This is a genomic window from Mesorhizobium sp. Pch-S, assembly GCF_004136315.1.
Lineage (GTDB): Bacteria > Pseudomonadota > Alphaproteobacteria > Rhizobiales > Rhizobiaceae > Mesorhizobium.
Genome location: NZ_CP029562.1, coordinates 5,690,861 through 5,703,957, shown reverse-complemented (window position 1 = coordinate 5,703,957; position 13,097 = coordinate 5,690,861). Strand labels below are relative to the sequence as shown.

The window sequence follows — 13,097 nt, the reverse complement described above, 5'->3', positions numbered from 1 at the left end:
GTACCTGAAAATTTACGGTCGCTCGTTCTCGACCATCATCGCCTGCACCTCGGCCTCGGCTACGACGACACCGTCGACCTTGCCCTCGCAAGCGAACTTCAAAAGATTGCCGCGCTTCTTGAGCTTGCGCACATGGATCAGCAGCTGATCACCCGGAACGACGGGCTTGCGAAACTTGGCGCCGTCAATGGTCAGCAGATAGACAAGTGACGGCTTTTCAGCACCCGCCGCGCGGATACAGATCGCGCCCGCGGTCTGTGCCATCGCCTCCAGGATCAACACACCCGGCATCACCGGATGTTCCGGAAAATGGCCCATGAAGTGCGGTTCATTGACCGTGACATTCTTGACGCCGATGGCGGAGTTGTCGCCATCGATATCGATGATGCGGTCGATCATCAGGAACGGATAGCGATGGGGCAGGATTTTCATCAGCCCGATCAGATCGACGACTTCAAGCGTCGAACCGGCCGTATCAGCCATTCTTGTCCCCCTTGGAATGCTTCGTAAATGCGCGGATCGCCGAGAGCTCCCGGAAGAAGTCGCGCATTGGCTGCGCAGGCATGCCGGCCCAGCGCTCGCCCGCAGGAATGTCATACATCAAGCCGGAGGATGCGGCCACTTGTACCCTGTCGCCCACGGTAATGTGGTCGGCGATACCCACGCGGCCACCCAGCATGACGTAATCGCCTAATGTCACGGAACCGGAAAGACCGCAATGGCCGGCAATGATGCAGCCGCGACCGATACGCACATTGTGGGCAATCTGAACCAGATTGTCGATTTTTGTCCCTTCACCGATCACGGTATCGGCCATCGCGCCGCGATCCACCGTGGTGTTCGAGCCGATCTCGACGTCGTCCTGGATAATGACGCGGCCAATCTGCGGCATGCGCTCAGGTCCCTTGGCGCCCCCGGCGAAGCCGAAACCGTCCTGCCCGACGCGAGCTCCGCCGTGGATGATGACGCGATTGCCGACCAGGGCATACTGGACGCTGGCGCCTGGGCCGATGTAGCCGTCACGGCCAATGCGGCAGTTGCGTCCGACAACCGCGTTGGCGGCAATCACCGTGCCGCTGCCGACATATGCGCCGGCGCCGATCACAGCACCAGCCTCGACGATGGCCCCGTCTTCGACATGAGCGGTATCATCAACGAAAGCGCGGCTCGAAATACCCTTCTCCGACGTCAGGGCAACGGGTGTGGAAGCATCGGGATACAACAGCCGGCCGATCATGGCGAAAGCCTGCTGCGGACGTGGATTGATCAGCACAGCCACACCAGCAGGCGCCTTGTCAGCGATATCCGCCGTGCAGAGCACCGCGGCGGCGTTCAAGGTCGGCATCAGGCCAACGTTACGCTTGCCGTCCACAAAGACCAGGGCTTTGTCGTTGGTATCGGTTGCTGACGCGATCGTCTCGATGACGGTCTCGGCATATGCCTCGTTGGGCAACGCCGAACCAGTCAGATTCGCGACTTCGGCCACCGTGAACCGGCGCGAAGCCACAAAAAACACCGGTTCGGTCATTCCTGAGCGGTATCCAGCCAAATCAGACCTTGGCCTCCCGGACAGAAATGTCCGGAAGCCGCCATGGTTCGCAAATCAGAATCGGGTCGAAATGCCGAAGTTGAATTCCTGGACGTCGTCCGTCTTTTCCTTCTTGAGCGGGATCGCATAGTCGATACGCAGAGGACCGAAAGGCGATGCCCACATCAGGCCGATACCAGCAGATGCGCGGAGCTTCATGCCGGTTGTCGTTCCGTCGACACCCGAAACGTCGTTGCCATAAAGCGTCGCGGCGTCCGCGAAGACCGCACCGCGCAAGCCGAGGCTCTCCGGCACGAGCGGAAGCGGGAACTGAGCTTCAGCCGACGCATTGAAGTAAGTCGTGCCGCCCAGATGGTCATAGCCGCCGCCGGGCCGGGCCGCTGCCGGACCGATACCGTTGAACTCGAAGCCGCGGATCATGCGGTCGTTGTTCTGGAACAGATCGAAGACGCGCAGGTCCTTGTCGCCATAACCCATGATGTGACCAGCGCCACCGGACACCAGGCCAACGATATCGAGCTCTTCGGACAGCGTCTGGTAGATCGAGGCACGCGCTGTCAGCTTGACGAATTTGGCATCGCCGCCAAGACCAGCCACTTCCACGCCACCGTTGGCATAGATGCCGTAGTGCGGGTTCTTCATGTCGTCGATGGTGTTGTAGACCAGCGAACCGCTGACCGACGACTTGATCCAGGCGCCACGCAGATTTCCCGTTACCGGATCGGTGATCGCGTTCTGGATCGCCTGCGAAACGTTACAGAGCAACGGGTTGAAGACGCCGGAAGCATCGTAGCAACCCTTGTCGTACTTATACTTCTCTTGCGAGAGGTTGTAGGCGAGCTGCGTCGACAGGTTCTGCGTGATCGGCAGGCCAAAGCGGATCGTCGCGCCGGTCGTTTCCGAATCGTAGGCATCGTATTCGCGTGTCGAGCGGTAGATGTCGAAGCCAGCAGCAATGCGGCGACCGAGGAAATACGGCTCGGTGAAAGACACGCTGTAGTCGCGCGACTTCCTGCCACCACCGGCAGACAGCTTGATGAACTGGCCACGGCCCAGGAAGTTCCGCTCGGTGATCGAACCCATCACCGACGGACCAGGCGTTTCGCCACCGGTCGAATAACCGGCACCAACCGAGAAGTCACCCGTCGACTTCTCGACGAGATCGACGACGAGCACAACCTGGTCAGGCTCGGAACCCGGCTGAGTCGAGATGTCGACCTTCTCAAAGTAATCAAGCGCTTCGATACGCTTCTTCGCGCGCTGCACGAGCACCTGGTTGAAGGCATCGCCTTCGCTGAGGTCGAATTCACGGCGAATCACGTAGTCGCGGGTGCGAACATTGCCGCGGATTTCGATGCGTTCGATATAGGCCTTGGCACCCTGGTCGACCGTATAGGTAACCGAGATGGTCTTGTTCTCGAAGTTGCGATCGCCACGCGGCGTCACCTGGGCGAAGGCATAACCCTGCCCTGCAACCTTTTCGGTCAGTGCGATGATCGAATCTTCAACCTTCTTGGCGTTGTAGGTATCGCCCTTATAGGTCTGAACCACCGACTGCAGCGCCTGCGCATCGACTTCCGGGATCGACGAGTCGACACTGATGTCACCGAAGTCGTAGCGCTCGCCCTCATCCACCGTGATCGTGACGGTGTACTGGTTGTTGGCGCTATCGAGATCACCCGTGGCGGACACGACCTGGAAGTCGGCATAGCCGCGATTGTAGTAGAAGCGGCGCAGCAGCTCCTCGTCGGCTTTCAGCTTGTCGGCATCGAACACGTCGTCGCGCAGGATGAATGACAGCCAGCTCGACTTCTTGGTGCCGATGACGTCGGTCAGACGACGGCTGGAGAATGCCTTGTTGCCCACGAAGTTGACGGAGACGATCTTGGTGCGCTCGCCTTCGTTGACGTTGTAGACGACGTTCACACGGTTCTCGCCCAGATCCATGATCTGGCTGGTTACCGCAGCGTCATCACGACCGATACGACGATAGGCTTCCTTGATCGCCTCGATGTCGGCATCGACGGCAGCCTGCGAATAGGACGAACGCGGCTTCAGCTGCACGGCCATCGAGAGCTGGGCGTCCTTGATCTTCTTGTTGCCCTGGAAGATGACCTGATTGACGACCTGGTACTCGGAGACGCTGATGACCAGAGCAGAACCGGCTTGGTTGATACGGACATCCGAGAACAGGCCGGTACCGAACAGCGCCTTGACGGCTTCGTCGATGTCGGCGTTCGAAAACGCCTTGCCGGGCTTGATCTTCACATAGTTGCGGATCGTCTCGGCATCGACGCGCGTGTTGCCGTTGACGTCGATGCGGCTCACCACAGCCGCCTGGGAGCAGACACCGACACAAACTGAACAGCGAGCGAACCCGGAACAACCAGGGCGGCTGATAAAGCCGCCGCGGACGCGGCGCTCAGAAACTTGGATGCTGCCTTCATCGGGCTATAAAACCTTTTTCTCGTAGTCCCCACGGCGAGAAAACCGGACGTCGCGGTCATTTTCCCGTACCGTATTAACCGGATTTTCCCTACACGCAAGGCTTCTGGTTAATTTGTATTTACTTACGTTCCCAGCGTGGCTTTCGCGTCACTCATATCCCTGCTCATGGTAAACGGCGCCTCAACAAACCCGCCCCACGAGCCAAATTCCTTCATGATTTCAGCATCCAAACAAATCGTTCCAGAACACGAAACCCATGAACCCCAGGACGAGAATCATTCCCGTCCGATAAACCGCCTCCATCATCCGCTCGGACACTGGCCGCCTGATGACAGCCTCAATCCCGTAGAAGAGAAGATGGCCGCCGTCCAGTGGCGGAATCGGCAGAAGATTGAGTATCCCTATCCCGACAGACAGCAATGCGGCAAGTTGCACTAGCCACTCAAAACCGAGCTTGGCGGCTTGCCCTGCCATACCGGCTATCTTGACCGGCCCGCCGAGCTGACATTTGTCCTCACGGCCAACCACGAAACGCTTCATGAAAAGGCCGGTACGCTCGATGATCTGGCCGGTCGCCTCGACAGCAGCAACGACCGCGCCACCCGGCGAATAGGTTATATGCCTGGGCTGGCCGACCTCCTTGTTGGTGGTCACGCCGATCACCGCGATCTTGACCTTGTTGCCAAGCGCGTCTTCCTGTTCGGACAACTGTGGCGTCGCGACCACACTGACGTCCTTGCCGTCACGCAGCATGATGAAGGTGATCGCATCACCCGCCCTGCCGGAAACAAGCCGCTGGACATCAGCAAAACTCTCGACTTTCGTGCCATCGACACTGACGAAGCGGTCGCCAGGAAGAATGCCGGCCTCCGCCGCGGGACTGCCGGGCCGGACCTCGGCCACCGCCGGTTCCAGTACCGAGCGGCCGAAAGTCATGAACAGCACCGCAAAAACAGCAATGGTCAAAAGGAAATTGAACAGAGGACCGGCAAACACCGTCGCCGCGCGTTTCCAGACCGGCTGGGTGTGGAAGGCAATGCTGCGTTCGCTGTCGCTGAGTTTGTCAAGTTCCTCCTCGCCGGGCTGGCTCGAAGTCGCGTTCATGTCGCCGACGAACTTGACATAGCCGCCGAGCGGGATCGCACAGAGTTTCCAGCGCGTGCCGCGGCGGTCATTGAAGCCGATCAATTCCGGACCAAAACCTATGGAGAAAGCGCGCACGCCGATGCCGCACCAGCGGCCGACAAGGTAGTGCCCCATCTCGTGCACGAACACGACGACGGTCAGGACGAACAGGAACGGCACAAGCGTGCCGAGCACAAAGCCCTGGGTGCTCAACAGCGCGGAAAGAAACTCGTTCAATTCACGTCCTCAATTCCCCGGTCCTTGGTCCGCATCGCAAATGTGACATCAATCCAGGCAAATCCGTGGCACCCATGCGCTGTGCACGTCAAAACTTCAGACCGGAAAGAGCCCCTGCGCCGGATGATCGGCAGACCCTGCCACCCAGCCAATCAGGTACAGGGCCACGGCCGCAGCCACAAGTCCATCGACACGGTCCATGACACCGCCATGTCCCGGAATGATCGTGCTGGAATCCTTGGCGCCATGGCGACGTTTGACCCAGGATTCGAACAGATCACCAGCCTGCGCGACGATTGACAGCACCAGCGCAACGACAGCAAGCGAAGCAAGATTGGGCTGGCCGAGAGCCGCCGCAACCAGAACGCCCGCAACAACTCCGAAAAACGCCCCGCCCAATGCGCCGCTTCGTGTCTTGCCAGGCGATATGGCAGGTGCGAGCTTCGGTCCACCAACGGCTTTTCCGACAAAATAGGCAAAAATGTCGGTTGCCCAGACCACCGCAAACAGGAAAAGCACAGCGGCAAGGCCCGCCCGGTCACTATCGCGCAGGAAAGCCAGCGCGAACCCGGAAAGGCCTGCGTAAGCGAGACCGGCCGCATCCCATTGCCCCGCTCCGCGCAGTGCCACGCAGATCGCGGCGATGGCGACCAGCAACGCAAGCACGGCCGCCGTCGTCAAAGCCGATACCCCTGCAACGAGCACGCCGATAAAGACCAGCATCAAGGCTTCCGGAAGAAAGCCGAGCCGGTTTGCGCCGTTGGCGCGGGCCATATGGGTCCATTCGTAGAAAATCGCGCCGGCGATCAGTGCTGCAAGAAGCCTGAATGGCAAGGCGCCGAACCAGGTCAGCGCCAGTACGGCGATGCCAAGCACAACCGCCGATACCACCCGAATTTGAAGATTGCTGAGCTCATTGCTCATGAGGCGACGTCTTGCGCGGCGAGACCGCCAAACCGGCGCTCACGCCCGCCGAAGTCGCGAATGGCGTCTGCCAGATGCTCGCGGCTGAAATCCGGCCAATAGCAAGGCAGGAAGACAAGCTCGCTGTACGCGGCTTGCCAGAGCAGGAAATTGGACAGCCTCATCTCACCGCTGGTGCGGATGAGAAGTTCCGGATCCGGTATGTCTGCCGTATCCAGATGCCTGGCGAAACTCTCCGCGTCGATCTGCTCGGGTGCGATCTCGCCATTTATGGCAGCGGCGGCCAGCTTGCGTGCTGCGCGCACGATCTCGTCGCGGCTGCCATAGTTGAAGGCAATCAGCAGCGTCAGCTTCGAATTGCCCGCGGTGAGGGTCTCCGCCTCCACGAGCAGGTTGCGAATATCGGGCTGCAGGCTTGCGCGATCGCCAAGGATCCTGACCCGGACGCCGTTTTGATGCAGTTCGGCCAGATCGCGGCGGATGAACAGTTTCAACAATCCCATCAGGTCCGAGACTTCGGACTTCGGCCGTGACCAGTTTTCCGACGAAAACGCGTAAAGCGTGAGGTATGAAATACCGAGGTCGGGAGCTGCCTTCACGGTACGGCGCACGGCCTCCACGCCGGCGCGATGACCGGCGACACGCGGAAGACCGCGCGCCTTGGCCCAGCGTCCGTTCCCGTCCATGATGATCGCGACATGCGCGGGCGTTGCCATGGTTCTGCTTTCGCGTCGGCTGTGGCCGAGCCTAAACCTGCATGATCTCTGCTTCCTTCTCGGAAAGCAGCCGGTCGATGGTCGTGATCGTCTCGTCAGTCAGCTTCTGAACGCGATCGGACTCCTTGCGATGATCGTCTTCGCTGATATCGCCGTCCTTTTCGGCCTTCTTCAGGTAGTCCATGCCGTCGCGGCGCACATGGCGGGCAGCAACACGGGCGTTTTCAGCATAACCATGCGAAATCTTGACCAGTTCCTTGCGGCGCTGTTCGTTGAGTTCAGGCAGCGGAATGCGCAGATTGGTGCCATCGACGATCGGATTGAAACCGAGGTTGGATTCGCGAATGGCCCGGTCGACGGCACCCACCATCGATTTGTCCCACACAGATACCGAAATCATGCGTGGCTCCGGCACCGAAACGGTTGCAACCTGGTTGATGGGCATCGCCGAGCCATAAGCCTGGACATGCACGGCATCGAGCAGGTTGGAGGACGCGCGCCCCGTGCGCAACGAAGCAAGGTCTTGCTTGAAGGCGGCGATCGCCCCGTCCATGCGTCGCTTCAGATCGTTGTAGTCGCCACTCATTGTCGTCTCCCCGGCCCGCTGTCCGGGCCACTTGCGTCAGGGCTGAGCCCTGTTGTCAATTGTCGGCTACCACCGTGCAGTGGCCGCCGCCCTTCAATATCTCGCCGAAACCGCCCTTTTCGTGGATCGAATAGACGATTATCGGAATGTTGTTTTCCCGCGCAAGCGCAATTGCAGCCGTATCCATGATGGAGAGGCCCTTATTGATGACTTCGGCGTGGGTAATGCGATCGAAACGGGTTGCTGTCGGGTCCTTCTTGGGATCGGCCGAGTAGACGCCGTCCACCTGCGTACCCTTGAACAAGGCATCTGCGCCGATTTCGGCCGCGCGCAGCGCCGCTGCCGAATCGGTGGTGAAGAAGGGATTGCCGGTCCCGCCCGCAAAGATCACCACCTTGCCCTGGTTCATGTAAGCGGTCGCCTGGCGCTGCGAGAAACTCTCGCAAAGCTCCGGCATGGCGATCGCCGAGAGCACCACAGCGTCGACACCAATCTTGTTGAGTGACGTGCGCAGGGCCAGCGAATTGATGATGGTGGCCAGCATCCCCATGTGGTCGCCGGTCACCCGGTCGCCGCCCTTGGAGGCAACAGCCACGCCGCGGAAAATATTGCCCCCGCCGATGACGACGCCGACTTCGACGCCGAGCGCCCTCGCCTCGGCAATGTCGGATGCAATGCGGTCGACGACCGAAACGTCGATGCCGAAATGCTGCTCGCCCATCAACGCCTCGCCCGACGCTTTCAACAGGACACGTCGGTAGAGCGGTTTGGTTGTCATTGGGTCCCCTGGGGTCATGTCGCGGGATGGTCCCGGGCGAAGCCGGCGCTGTCCCGTACAGTTGGCGATGTGCTGCACCCGATACACGAAGGGCGCGGCCATGTCACGCCGCGCCCTCCTCCGATGGCCTGAACCTGTTGATGGATTCGCCGGCTTTCCTTAACTGACGCCGGCGTAGGTTCCCTCAACCAGAACTTCTGGACAATAGCCCGAGGGCTTGGCACCGACGGTGGCGCCACCGCTGATGCCACCCTGGATCTCCGACCCGAAGAAGGAATAAGGAAACGGGACAGCGGGGCGGCTGACAAGTTCGAGCCTTGCCCGCAACTCCGCCGGAATTTCGAAATCCAGGGCACCGAGATTGTCCTGCAATTGCTCCACCCTGGTCGCACCGATGATGGTGGAGGCTACGCCGGGTTGTGTTGTCACCCAGTTCAGCGCCACCTGCGCCATGCTTCTGCCAAGCGCCGCCGAGACCTTTTCGAGTTCGGCGACGATCGCCCAATTTCGATCGGTGAATTTCTGGAAACCGGGATTGGTCGTACCACGCACGGTTTCCAGGCGCCCGCTCACGTTCCGAGCATCACCGGAGTGGTACTTGCCACTGAGCAGCCCACTGCCCAGCGGACTCCACACCATGATGCCGGCACCGTGCCGGGTGCCGAATGGCACGAACTCATGCTCGATGTTGCGTTCCACCAGCGAATATTCCAACTGCAGCGTCGAAATCGGTTCATAGCCGCGAAATTCCGCAACGGCCTGCGCGCGGCTGGCATACCAGGCCGGCACGTCGGACAGACCGACATGTCGAACCTTGCCGGCGCGCACCAGATCGTCCAGCGTGCGCATCACCTCTTCCGGCGGCGTCAACCGATCCCAGCAATGCAGGATGTAGAGGTCGACATAGTCGGTTCCGAGCCGCTTCAATGAGGCATCCAGCGCCCGCACGATATTCTTGCGGCCGTTGCCCCCGGTGTTGGGGTCCGGCCCTTCCAGATTCATGCTGAATTTCGTGGCAATGACCGCCCTGTCGCGCAGTCCCCTCTCCGCGATGAACGCACCAAGCCAAGTCTCGGATGTACCGCCCGTATAGGCGTCGGCGGTGTCAAAGAAGTTGCCACCGGCTTCGACATAGGTATCAAACAATGCGCGCGCAGCGGTCTTGTCGGCGCCCCAGCCCCATTCCGTGCCGAAGGTCATCGCACCAAGCGCGAGCCGGCTCACTTTGAGGCCGCTGTTGCCAAGCGTGTAGTAGATCATGCTCATGGAAGTCTCCGAACTCGAAAATGCTGCCATCAAGGCGAGGTTCATCGTCCGGGTGTGATCTTCACCCAGTTGTTGCCGCGCTCGTGGGTCTTGCGAAAAGCGAAGGCGTCCACTTTCCACCCTCCGTTGCCGCGCACCATTTCCGCCGTATAGGTGCCCCACACTTCCCACAGCGGGTCGCCATTGCCCTCCATGCGGTTCCAGGCGTAGCCATTCGACTTCACCATTGCCCTGTCGCCATCGACGGACACGTCATGGTTGGTGCGCAGATGCAGGCTGGTCTTGCTGGCCTTCAGGTTCCCGGCCCAGCCGGCGATCAGATCGTCGGCCGGGACGATGGTTTCGGGCTGGCCGCTGAGTGAACTGAAATCGACCCGCACGCGCTCGGCGAAGTAGCCGCGTGCCAGCTTCCAGTCCTGTGCGTCGACGGCGCGGTCGATCTGGTCGACAATGCGGATCAGTGCACGCTCGTCGACAAGTCTTCGCAGTTCCGCGTTCGAGGGTTCGGTCGCTGCGGCGCTGCTCCCCATATCTGGAGCGGCCGCTACGGCAGCGTAAAGCGCAAGGCGCGTCAGAGCGTTCATCGTCGTTCCTCTTTTCGGTATCTTTTGTTGGGGACAGGATGGTCAGAAGACGCCGCCACCGGCACCGACATTCTGGCCGGTGACCCAGCCCGCGGCATCACTGGCAAGGAACGCAGCGACTTCGGCGACTTCCTTCGGGTGGCCGATGCGATCGAAGGGCGACATGCCTGCCGCAACAGCGCGATCGCGATCCGGCAGGAGCTCGGTGTCGGTGAAACCCGGCGATATGGCGTTCACGGTGATGTTGCGTGGCCCAAGTTCGCGCGACAGCACCCGTACGAACTGTTCCACCGCACCTTTGCTGCCGAGATAGAGGGAAGTCTGGCCGAAGAACATTCTCGTGCCCCCCGTCGAGGTGACGATGATCCTTCCACCGTCGCGCAAGCGTCTTGCCGCTTCCTGCAGAATGAAGAAGACACCTCTGGTGTTGGTGTCGAAGACCTGGTCGTAGTCTTCTTCAGTCGCATCGACGAGCGGCTTGATGATCGCCATTGCTGCATTCGCCACGACGATGTCCGGCTTTCCGAATGTCGCCTCCGCCTGGTCGAACAGGCGTCGGATGTCGATCACCTTCGATACATCGGCCTGGAGCGCGATCGCCTTTCCACCCCTGGCCTTGATTCCCTGAACGACTTCACGCGCGCGGCTTTCGTTCTCGAGATAGTTGACGATCACGGCGGCACCGCCATCGGCCAGCTCTTCAGCAATCGCGCGACCGATGCCGCGCGAACTTCCAGTCACGATTGCGGTCTTCCCTTCGAACGACATCGACTGCTCCTGCATGAGGTTCGCACCCAAGATGGCGGCTCAAGGACAAGTTGATAATGTCGTTTTATCAGCACTTATTATGCGATATCATTCATGAATGGAGCGCGATCTGCTTGGTCATTTGCCTGTCATCGTCGCCGTGGCGCGGCGCGGCGGTTTTGCGCCTGCAGCGGCAGAACTCGGCATGAGTCCATCGGCAGTCAGTCATGCAGTACGGCTGGTAGAGGAACGGATAGGGCAACCGCTGTTCGCCCGTACGACCCGTTCTGTCGCCTTGACGGAGGCAGGACGAGCGCTCGTTGCCATAGCCGAACCCGCTCTGGGCGATATTGCCGAACGTATGGAGCGCATCCGTGCCGTGAAGGGCCGTGCCAGCGGCTTGTTGCGGCTAAACACCTCGCGGGTGGCGCTGACGCTGGCGCTACTGCCGGTGTTGACCGCAATGGCGGAGCGCTACCCGGATGTGACCGTCGAGATCTTCACCGATGAGCGGCTGACCGACATCGTCGGAGAGGGTTTCGACGCCGGCGTTCGGCTGGGCGAGATGATCGCGCAGGATATGGTCACGGTACGCCTGACACCGCCCATTCGCACCGCCATCGTTGCCTCGCCCGCCTATATCGGCCGAAATGGCAAACCGAAAAACCTGGGTGAACTCGCCGACCACAACTGCATCGGTTATCGGCTGTTGCGTTCCGGCGCGCTCTATCGCTGGGATCTCCTGGAAGATGGCAAGGACGTCAACGTGGCAACGCGCGGCACCGCGATCGTCAGCGACCCGATGTCGGCGCGCGACCTTGCACTTTCCGGAATAGGGCTGGCCTACGCCTTCGAGCCTCTGCTGCGGCCAGATATTGCGGCCGGGAGACTGGTTGAGGTTTTGCCCGAGACATCGATCGAGGAACCAGGCTTGTTCCTCTATTTTCCACGCCGCGCCTCGATGGCACCGAAGCTGCGTGCCTTCATCGACACCGCACAGGAAATCGGCCGGGCATCCTCGCGCGCATCTGTTCATTCCAGCACTGCGGTCTGATGCCTCGGGCAACCGTGCGCTTCACCTGCAGTTTCCACGAGCCCCCGTTGCCGGCCGATCGCGTCCTAAAAAAATCTGCCGTGAGTGGACGTTCGATCAAACGCTTTGTCGCGACCCCTCGTATACCTGCCTGAATGGCCGCAAGGGGAGAACAGCATGAGCATCGTTGATCGGGCATTGTGGGTCATGGAACGAAACTCCGAGCACGCCCTTGGCTTGAACAACATCGCAGACGCCTGCGGTGTCTCTCGTTCGCATCTGGCCAATGCTTTTGGCACAGCGACCGGCTGGCCGGTCATGCGATATCTCAGGGCCAGGCGTCTCACCGAAGCGGCGGGGCGACTTGCAGGAGGCGCCTCGGATATCCTCACGATAGCACTCGAGCACGGCTACGGATCCCATGAAGCGTTTACCCGGGCGTTTCGCGAGCAATTCAATCTATCGCCAGAGCAGGTTCGCGATCGCGGCAGTGTCGATGGTCTCGCGACCACGCCTCCGCTGCAGCTGCGCAATGGAAATGTACTTTCTCCATCGCCACAGCTGAAGACGCTCGGGGCGCTGAAGCTGGTGGGCCTGGCCGCGCCTTGTTCGTTCGGCGAGTCCATTCACATACCCGCGCAATGGCAACGTTTCATGTCGACCTACTCTGATACCATCCCGAACAAGGTCAAAATGCCACCGATCGGCATGTGTGAAGTTCCGGACGACGATGGCGGCTTCAGGTACGTTTGTGCGGTTGCGGTAAAGGCGTTCGAAGATCGCCTGCCCGAACTCGAATACTTCGAGACTGAACATCGAACCTATGCGGTCTTCGCCCACAACGATCATGTGTCGACGATTTTCGATACTTACCTGGCCGTCTGGAACGAGGCGTTGCCCAGGCTGGCTCGCAAGGTAGCAGACAGCCCTGTCCTGGAATTCCACAACAGCTCCTTCGATCCTGACACGGGTTTTGGTGGCTTGGAGATTTACATCCCGCTGCAGGACCACAGCGGAGCCTAGGGTCATGCCGGTCTTTGCGGTCCGGGTCACCTGTCACAGCTCGTCTGCCAGGTCGTCGCATAAAGCTTTCCAGGAGGCCGT

12 protein-coding genes and 1 pseudogene are annotated in these 13,097 nt (G+C 60.4%); 2 read left to right on the top strand and 11 right to left on the bottom strand.

What is annotated here, in order from left to right; translation table 11 throughout:
- Nucleotides 1-12: 12 nt before the first annotated feature.
- The 11 genes and pseudogenes from fabZ to C1M53_RS26885 all read right to left on the bottom strand — a co-directional run bounded on the left by fabZ (nt 13) and on the right by C1M53_RS26885 (nt 10,981).
- On the bottom strand, nt 13-483 hold the full coding sequence (gene fabZ, locus C1M53_RS26935; protein ID WP_054310883.1) for a 3-hydroxyacyl-ACP dehydratase FabZ: 471 nt from the start codon (nt 481-483) through the stop codon (nt 13-15).
- On the bottom strand, nt 476-1,528 hold the full coding sequence (gene lpxD / locus C1M53_RS26930) for a UDP-3-O-(3-hydroxymyristoyl)glucosamine N-acyltransferase (protein ID WP_129415080.1): 1,053 nt from the start codon (nt 1,526-1,528) through the stop codon (nt 476-478). Before lpxD ends, fabZ begins: the two co-directional genes overlap by 8 nt.
- 75 nt (nt 1,529-1,603) lie before the next feature.
- Nucleotides 1,604-3,996: pseudogene (bamA, locus tag C1M53_RS26925) on the bottom strand (outer membrane protein assembly factor BamA).
- A 220-nt stretch (nt 3,997-4,216) separates the two neighbouring features.
- Nucleotides 4,217-5,359: an RIP metalloprotease RseP gene (gene rseP / locus C1M53_RS26920; protein WP_129415078.1), complete on the bottom strand. Its 1,143-nt coding sequence runs from the start codon at nt 5,357-5,359 to the stop codon at nt 4,217-4,219.
- A 96-nt stretch (nt 5,360-5,455) separates the two neighbouring features.
- A complete protein-coding gene (locus C1M53_RS26915) occupies nt 5,456-6,283 on the bottom strand; it encodes a phosphatidate cytidylyltransferase (protein ID WP_129415077.1) in 828 nt (275 codons plus the stop codon).
- A complete protein-coding gene (locus C1M53_RS26910) occupies nt 6,280-7,098 on the bottom strand; it encodes an isoprenyl transferase (protein WP_281040938.1) in 819 nt (272 codons plus the stop codon). Before C1M53_RS26910 ends, C1M53_RS26915 begins: the two co-directional genes overlap by 4 nt.
- Nucleotides 7,031-7,585, bottom strand: a complete 555-nt coding sequence (gene frr / locus C1M53_RS26905; RefSeq protein WP_129415073.1) for a ribosome recycling factor — start codon at nt 7,583-7,585, stop codon at nt 7,031-7,033. Before frr ends, C1M53_RS26910 begins: the two co-directional genes overlap by 68 nt.
- Nucleotides 7,586-7,640: 55 nt before the next feature.
- Entirely contained in the window at nt 7,641-8,363 is a 723-nt protein-coding gene (pyrH, locus tag C1M53_RS26900) for a UMP kinase (RefSeq protein WP_054310889.1), read from the bottom strand.
- A 159-nt stretch (nt 8,364-8,522) separates the two neighbouring features.
- Nucleotides 8,523-9,629, bottom strand: coding sequence for an aldo/keto reductase (locus C1M53_RS26895; RefSeq protein ID WP_129415071.1), 1,107 nt, complete (start codon nt 9,627-9,629; stop codon nt 8,523-8,525).
- A gap of 41 nt (nt 9,630-9,670) precedes the next feature.
- The gene (locus tag C1M53_RS26890; protein WP_129415069.1) at nt 9,671-10,213 is read right to left on the bottom strand and encodes a nuclear transport factor 2 family protein; all 543 of its coding nucleotides are present in this window, start codon (nt 10,211-10,213) and stop codon (nt 9,671-9,673) included.
- 42 nt (nt 10,214-10,255) lie between these two features.
- A complete protein-coding gene (locus C1M53_RS26885; protein WP_129415068.1) occupies nt 10,256-10,981 on the bottom strand; it encodes an SDR family oxidoreductase in 726 nt (241 codons plus the stop codon).
- 97 nt (nt 10,982-11,078) lie between these two features.
- Between C1M53_RS26885 and C1M53_RS26880 the strand changes: the two genes are divergently transcribed.
- Together C1M53_RS26880 and C1M53_RS26875 are read left to right on the top strand one after the other, a co-directional pair.
- Nucleotides 11,079-12,014, top strand: coding sequence for a LysR family transcriptional regulator (locus C1M53_RS26880; protein WP_129415066.1), 936 nt, complete (start codon nt 11,079-11,081; stop codon nt 12,012-12,014).
- A gap of 156 nt (nt 12,015-12,170) precedes the next feature.
- Nucleotides 12,171-13,016, top strand: coding sequence for an AraC family transcriptional regulator (locus C1M53_RS26875; RefSeq protein WP_129415064.1), 846 nt, complete (start codon nt 12,171-12,173; stop codon nt 13,014-13,016).
- Nucleotides 13,017-13,097 lie beyond the last annotated feature (81 nt).

Excerpts from the sequence above, each read along its gene's own strand:
- fabZ (WP_054310883.1), bottom strand. The coding sequence starts at position 483 with ATGGCTGATACGGCCGGTTCGACGCTTGAAGTCGTCGATCTGATCGGG.
- lpxD (WP_129415080.1), bottom strand. The coding sequence starts at position 1,528 with ATGACCGAACCGGTGTTTTTTGTGGCTTCGCGCCGGTTCACGGTGGCC.
- C1M53_RS26915 (WP_129415077.1), bottom strand. The coding sequence starts at position 6,283 with ATGAGCAATGAGCTCAGCAATCTTCAAATTCGGGTGGTATCGGCGGTT.
- frr (WP_129415073.1), bottom strand. The coding sequence starts at position 7,585 with ATGAGTGGCGACTACAACGATCTGAAGCGACGCATGGACGGGGCGATC.
- pyrH (WP_054310889.1), bottom strand. The coding sequence starts at position 8,363 with ATGACAACCAAACCGCTCTACCGACGTGTCCTGTTGAAAGCGTCGGGC.
- C1M53_RS26895 (WP_129415071.1), bottom strand. The coding sequence starts at position 9,629 with ATGAGCATGATCTACTACACGCTTGGCAACAGCGGCCTCAAAGTGAGC.
- C1M53_RS26890 (WP_129415069.1), bottom strand. The coding sequence starts at position 10,213 with ATGAACGCTCTGACGCGCCTTGCGCTTTACGCTGCCGTAGCGGCCGCT.
- C1M53_RS26885 (WP_129415068.1), bottom strand. The coding sequence starts at position 10,981 with ATGTCGTTCGAAGGGAAGACCGCAATCGTGACTGGAAGTTCGCGCGGC.
- C1M53_RS26880 (WP_129415066.1), top strand. The coding sequence starts at position 11,079 with ATGGAGCGCGATCTGCTTGGTCATTTGCCTGTCATCGTCGCCGTGGCG.
- C1M53_RS26875 (WP_129415064.1), top strand. The coding sequence starts at position 12,171 with ATGAGCATCGTTGATCGGGCATTGTGGGTCATGGAACGAAACTCCGAG.